Raw genomic sequence first — 6,162 nt, forward strand, 5'->3', positions numbered from 1 at the left:
GCGACGGAGTGTACGGCCGCAGCTCCAAACTGCGCGGCTTCTTCGAGGAGCAGGCCATCGGCTACGTCTTCGCCGTCGGCGTCGACTTCCGGGTGCCCACCCAAGCCGGGCCGATCCGCGCCGGCCTGCTCGCTGCACGGAAGGTCCCCAAACGAGCGTGGAACCGGCTCTCGTGCGGACAGGGCGCCAAGGGGCCGCGCGTCTATGACTGGGCGCTGGTCGCCACGGCCGACACCCGGCACCATCTGCTGGTCCACCGCTCCCTCGCCGACCCCACCGACCTGGCCTTCTTCTACGCCTACGTGCCACCGGGCCGGTCCATGGCGCTGGCGGACCTCGTCAAGATCGCCGGGATCAGGTGGGCGGTGGAGGAGGACTTCGCCAACGGGAAGGACGCCGTCGGCCTGGACCACACCCAGGCCCGCCGCTACCGCTCCTGGCGCCGGCACGTGGTGCTCGCGACGGCCGCACTCGCCCTGCTCGCCGTGATCGCCAGCCTGGACCGACGCACCCATCCCGATCCGCTCCTGCCCGCCGACGGAGCTGCCGAACCACCCGAGGACTTCGGTCAGATCACCCTGACCGTCACCGAAGCCCGCCGCCTGTTCCAACTGTTCACCGCACTACTGCGGGACCTGCCCACCGCCCTCGCGACCCACCGCATGACCTTCCACCTGCAATGGTCCACCTGGCGACGCCGCCACCAAGCCCGCTCCCGCTGGCACCACTACAAGCGACGCCTCGCCGCCCCGCCTGAACCCACACCTCAACCACCCGTCAGATCACGAAGTGCGACTGGAGTACAGGGCCAGGTCGCAGCGATCCGCAGACGAAGGCACAATTCTGCCACCGGCGTGACGCATGCCTCTAGGCGCTTGTATGAATCATGGCGAAGCTGAACACGAAATCGCCTGGGATTCGGCTATCGTCGGCTCACTGAGCGTTTTCAGCAGTCACATATCAGAGTGATGGGCACCTTTCGGCTGACTGCCTCCTCACCTGCGACTCAGCCGAGGGGGCGACCACGAGGTCGTCACTCAATCGGTGGTCACTCTGAAGAAGCTCACTGTCCGGCACGAGCGAAAGGGCTCCCACTTCCTCACCGTCCTCGGCCTCGCAGCCGCCCTCAACTGCTAGCAAGAACTCGCGAAGCTCACCACGTGAAAAAAGATGCTCTTAACGATTGAATGTTGGCTCCACATAAAGAACTAAGGGCCGACTAATCTTTTGTTTCGTAAGTCTCGGGAATACCTAGCTCTTTTGCTGCTTGTCTGGTCGGCCGCACCCGCAGCGGAAGCAAGCGCAATCTGCGCGCGCCCTAGACCGCACTTGAGCTCGTCGTGGACGAGGTGGACCGGGGCTGCGTGGGCGCGTTCAACGAGCGCCAACGGCATCCCTCTGAAGTGGCCGTGGTTGGGCTCAGCTGACACCGACCGGGCTTCCCCTGCTGAACCCTTTTACCGCACCGGTTCGCGACCCATCTGCAAGTTCAGGCTCGCCCCCCGCCCAGAGCTGAAAACCGGAGGAGTCCCAAATGATCATTAGCAGCCCCTATCCCGATGTCGCCATTCCGAATCTCGGCCTGCCCGAGTTCCTTTTCGCCAACGTTGGATCCGACAATGTCCACGACCTGGACACCATGGCCGTTATAGATATTTCTGGACACGGATATACCTATGGGCAGTTGACCAAAGCGATCGACCGGGTCGCAGCTGGTCTGACCGAGCGTGGTCTGGGCCGTGGTGACGTCGCCGTCATCTTCTCTCCCAACAGCCCGGACTACCCGGTGGTTTTCCACGGGGTGCTCAGCGCGGGCGCCGTCGCCTCACCAGCCAGCGCCCTCTACACTCCTGCGGAACTTGCCCACCAACTCCGCGACTCCGGCGCCCGAGTGCTGTTCACCTCGGCCGATGCCCTGGACCGGTCACGGGCAGCAGCGGCCGAGGACGGTGTCTGTCTCCAAGAGATCATCGTACTTGGCTCGGTCCATGGGGCGCCCGGCCCGGTACCGGAGATCGGGTTCGACAAGCTCCTTGAGACCACCGCGCCGAGTTCCCCGGTTGTGAACAGCGGGGATGACCTCGCTGCTCTGCCGTACTCCTCGGGAACCACAGGCCTGCCCAAGGGAGTCATGCTCACTCACCGCAACCTGGTGGCCAGTGTTCTGCAGTCCCAGCCAATCAGCGGTACGGACGCCAACTCCCGTGTGATGGCGGTGCTTCCGCTGTTCCACATCTATGGCATCACCGGAATCATGAACTGCTCCCTCTACAAGCGGTCCTGCATCGTGACCATGCCGCGGTTCGACCTCGCCCAGCTCCTGTCGGCGATCGACGAGCACCGGGTCGACTACCTCTATATCGCACCGCCCATCGCCCTCGCCCTGCTTGCCTCTCCGCTGGTGAAGCAGCACGACCTGAGCAGTCTCAAGGAGGTCATGAGCGCGGCTGCTCCCCTGAGCCGTGAGGTGGCGCAGGAACTGGCCAAGCGGCTCGACACCACTGTGGTTCAGGGCTACGGCCTGACGGAGGCAAGTCCGACCACCCATGGCATCCCCGCCGATCGGCCCGACCTCGACCGTGGCTCGGTAGGCCTGCTGATGCCCAATCTGGAGGCCCGGGTAGTCGACCCCGTCACTGGTAGGGACGCCGAGCTAGGCGAACACGGGGAGCTGTGGTGCCGCGGCCCGAACATCATGCGGGGCTATCTCAACAATTCCGAGGCGACAGCCGCCACGATCGACGCTGACGGCTTCCTGCACACCGGCGACCTTGTGACCATCGATGCCGACGGTGCCTTCCACGTCGTAGACCGTCTCAAGGAACTGATCAAGTATCGAGGATTCCAGGTAGCTCCCGCAGAGTTGGAGGCGCTCCTACTCACCCACGACGGAATCGCCGACGCCGCTGTAATCGGAGTTCACACCGACGGCGAGGAATTGCCGAAGGCGTTTATCGTACGCCGAACGACGCACCTGGACCTGAACGCCGAGGATGTTCAGACATTCGTCGCGGCGCGGGTCGCGCCCTACAAGAAAATCCGGCAAGTGGAGTTCCTGGACCGGATCCCGAAGTCACCCGCGGGTAAGATACTCCGCAACGCCCTGCGCCGGGAGGGCCCATTAGACGGCGGATCCGATGATCAAGGAGACGCCTGATGAGCGAGACCATCACCGAGCACGAGGCCGCGCATGAGCCGGTCGTCGGGTCGGCCGCGGAGGCAGTCTCGACGAGCAGGGGCCTTCCCCCAAGGCTGGGTAGTTAGGACTTGCCGATCAATAACTCGCCGTCTTGATCTCCGGTTTGGGGATGCCGAGTTGTGCGGTGAGGTCGGTGAGATCGTCGAGGGTAGCCAGTTGCGTCTCGGCGGGTTCGATGGCGTGTCCGATGTCGTGGAGGAGCTGGCGGGTTTGGCTGATGGCCCGGTTGAGGGTCACGGGTGTCACGGTGAAGAGCGGGGCGATGACGACCTGGGGGAGCTTGAACCTCTGGTAGAGGATGGTGGCCAGGAGCCGGTCGACGAGGGTGAGGCCGGGGCGCCGACCGGTGTAGAGGCCAGCGGCAGGGGTCTTCTGCCGGTCGCCGCCGCGTCGCTGATGGAGGTCTGCTTCCAGCTGAGTCGCGCGGGCCGCTGCCAACTCGGTGACCAGCGAGTCCCACTGCTCGTGCGGGATGCCGGTGAGGGCGGGATGGGTAAGCCAGTCGCGGCCGGGGCTGGCTTCGTTCTGGGGCGGGATCGGAAGAACGCCGTCCCGGCGGTGTTCCTGGGGTGGAGGGTGTAGTTCCAGTCGCCGTGCCAGGCATGGCGGCTCAGTGGCCAGGGCGTTCAGCTGCCCGTCACTGATGCGGACGCCGGTCTCGTAGCTGGCGGTGTCGAGTTCCGCGCGGACGATCATTGAACCGCCCCGGGTTCGGTAGAGATCTCAGGCTGTGGTTGTGACCTTGGGTTTCGTGGATTCGGTGTAGTAGCTGGCTTCGTATTCGACGGGCGGGACGTGGCCTGTCTCACCGTGGAGCCTGCGGTGGTTGTACCAGTCGACCCACTCGGCGGTGGCCAACTCGACCTGGGAGAGCGTCTTCCATGGCCGCTGGGGCTTGATCAACTCGGTCTTGAACAGGCAATGCCGCGGAGTTAACGCACCGTCCAGTACGTCAAGTTGATCAGTCTTGTGGCCGTTGCGGGACGTGAAGAACGGGACCTCCGTTACAGCAGTGAAGCCGACCAAGGTCCTCACTGCGAGCGGAGATCCCGTTGTCCGACCAGTCTGCCACTTCGACGTTCACGCGCGCCGTCACGGTCGCCTCTGGCGTCTTCGCCCCAGGTCACTTGGGCGAGTTGACGCAGTACTTGCCCTTCGAGTTGGTTGACGACGTGCTGCAGCGCACGCGCGCGGTGGAGCGAAGGCTTCGGCGACTGCCCTCGCGGGTCGGGGTGTACTTTGTCCTGGCCCTGTGTCTCTTTCCGGAGGCCGGCTACCTGCGTGTCTGGGGCAAGATGATCGCCGGACTGCGCGCCCTGACCTGGTGGGTTCCGTCGGAGAAGGCGTTGCGAGAGGTCCGGCGCCGCCTTGGTCCGGCGCCGCTTCGGGAGCTGTTCGAGGTCGTGGCCGGCCCACTGGCGCGTCCTTCCACCCCCGGCGTGTGCTATCGGCGATGGCGTACGGTCGCCTTCGACGGCTACAGTTCGCTGGAGGCTCCCGACACTCTCCGTGTCCGAGGTCATCTGGGCAAGACCCGCCGTCACCGAGGCGTCGAGGGGTATCCGCACGTCCGCTTGATGGCGCTGTGCGAGACCGGCACCCGGGGCCTGCTGGGCGCGGTGTTCGGGCCGACGAACACCGGCGAACCCGCTTACGCCCGAAGGCTCTTGCCCCTGCTCGACCCGGGCATGCTGCTGCTCGTAGACCGCAACTTCTCCGGCGACGAGTTCTTGAACGACGTGGCTGACACCGGCGCGCAACTGCTGGTACGGATCACGCTGCGTCGTCGGCCCGCGGTGATGGCTGTGCTGCCGGACGGCTCCGACCTCACCCGGCTGCTGAGCCGCACCTTCCGGATCATCGAAGCGGACGTGACCGCAGAATGTTCCGACGGAAGCCGTATCGGTGATCCGTACCGGCTGGTGACGACGCTCCTGGACCACCGCACCGACCCCGCCGAACGGCTGGTCAGCCTGTATCACGAGCGGTGGGAGATCGAACTGGCCTTCCTCGCGCTCAAGGACACCCTGTTCACTGGACGGGTCCTGCGGTCGGCCGACCCTGTCGGTCTGGAACAGGAGCTCTGGGCGTTGCTGACCGTCTATCAAACGACCCGACGGGCGATGGTCGATGCGGTCGAGTCCCGGCCGGGTACGAATCCGGACCGGGCAAGCTTCACCATCGCGCTCCACGCGGTGCGGGAACAGCTGGTTGCTGCTGAAGGGATCCTCTCGCCTGCTGATGTGTCCGGTGGTGTCACCGGGGCCGTACTTACCGGGCTGCTGCCTCTTCGTCGCGCCCGAACCAGCGCCCGCCTCGTGAAGTGCCCCATCTCCCAGTACACCGTTGCCGGGCAGTCCCGCCCCAAGAACAGCCAGCGGATCACGGCCGAGAGCGTCACTCTCCGCGAGGTCGGTATTCCCGGGCCGGGAGACACATCGCGGGATGTGGGGTTCAAGGAACTCACGCTCCGTCTCCTACGCACCGATCCGGACCGAGCCTGGCGCACCGTGGAGATCAGCCGTGCGCTGGGGATCACGACGACCCCGAAATATCGCAGCCTCTGCACACAGATCAATTGGTGGGCCGACCAGTTCATGCTGGTCAGGGGGGGGCGAGGGCGATACCGCCTCGCCCCGGAGTGGCTGACCCCACCGACGTCTTGAGCTCAACTTGACGTACTGGACGGTACGTCAACTCCGCGGCATTGCTTGTACAGGCCGATCGTCGATTCCATCAGAGTGTTGCCGTACGCGTCGCCGACCGAGCCGATGGAGGCGGCGATGCCGGCGGCGTCCAGGTGCTCGGCGAGCTTGAACGATGTGTATTGCGACCCGGCGTCCGAGTGATGGATCAACTCTCCTGGCCGAACGGGCTGTTGGTCGCGATCGCGTTGCCAGATGGCCATCTCCAGGGCGTCCAGGACGAAGACGGTCTCCTTCACGGTGGCCGCGGACCAGCCG

The 6,162-nt window shown here is 65.2% G+C and carries 3 protein-coding genes and 3 pseudogenes; 3 read left to right on the forward strand and 3 right to left on the reverse strand.

The features are described 5' to 3' along the window. Both ABZ453_RS50045 and ABZ453_RS50050 read left to right on the forward strand, forming a co-directional pair. On the forward strand, nucleotides 1–899 hold an 899-nt coding region (locus ABZ453_RS50045), incomplete at its 5' end, for a transposase (protein ID WP_359026605.1). A gap of 635 nt (nucleotides 900–1,534) precedes the next feature. Further along, a complete protein-coding gene (locus tag ABZ453_RS50050; protein ID WP_359026607.1) occupies nucleotides 1,535–3,157 on the forward strand; it encodes an AMP-binding protein in 1,623 nt (540 codons plus the stop codon). Between the two features lie 117 nt (nucleotides 3,158–3,274). Here ABZ453_RS50050 and ABZ453_RS50055 read toward each other — a convergent pair. Continuing rightward, a pseudogene (locus tag ABZ453_RS50055) lies at nucleotides 3,275–3,910 on the reverse strand (ISAzo13 family transposase); the annotation flags it as partial. A 12-nt stretch (nucleotides 3,911–3,922) separates the two neighbouring features. After that, nucleotides 3,923–4,123: pseudogene (locus ABZ453_RS50060) on the reverse strand (IS3 family transposase); the annotation flags it as partial. A gap of 128 nt (nucleotides 4,124–4,251) precedes the next feature. Here ABZ453_RS50060 and ABZ453_RS50065 point away from each other — a divergent pair. Then, nucleotides 4,252–5,865, forward strand: coding sequence for an IS4 family transposase (locus ABZ453_RS50065; protein WP_359026609.1), 1,614 nt, complete (start codon nucleotides 4,252–4,254; stop codon nucleotides 5,863–5,865). A gap of 44 nt (nucleotides 5,866–5,909) precedes the next feature. Here ABZ453_RS50065 and ABZ453_RS50070 read toward each other — a convergent pair. Beyond that, nucleotides 5,910–6,162 (reverse strand): annotated as a pseudogene (locus ABZ453_RS50070) (IS3 family transposase); the annotation flags it as partial.

It is taken from the genome of Streptomyces sp. NPDC005799 (genome assembly GCF_040630525.1).
In the GTDB taxonomy this organism is placed as follows: Bacteria; Actinomycetota; Actinomycetes; order Streptomycetales; family Streptomycetaceae; genus Streptomyces; species Streptomyces griseorubiginosus_B.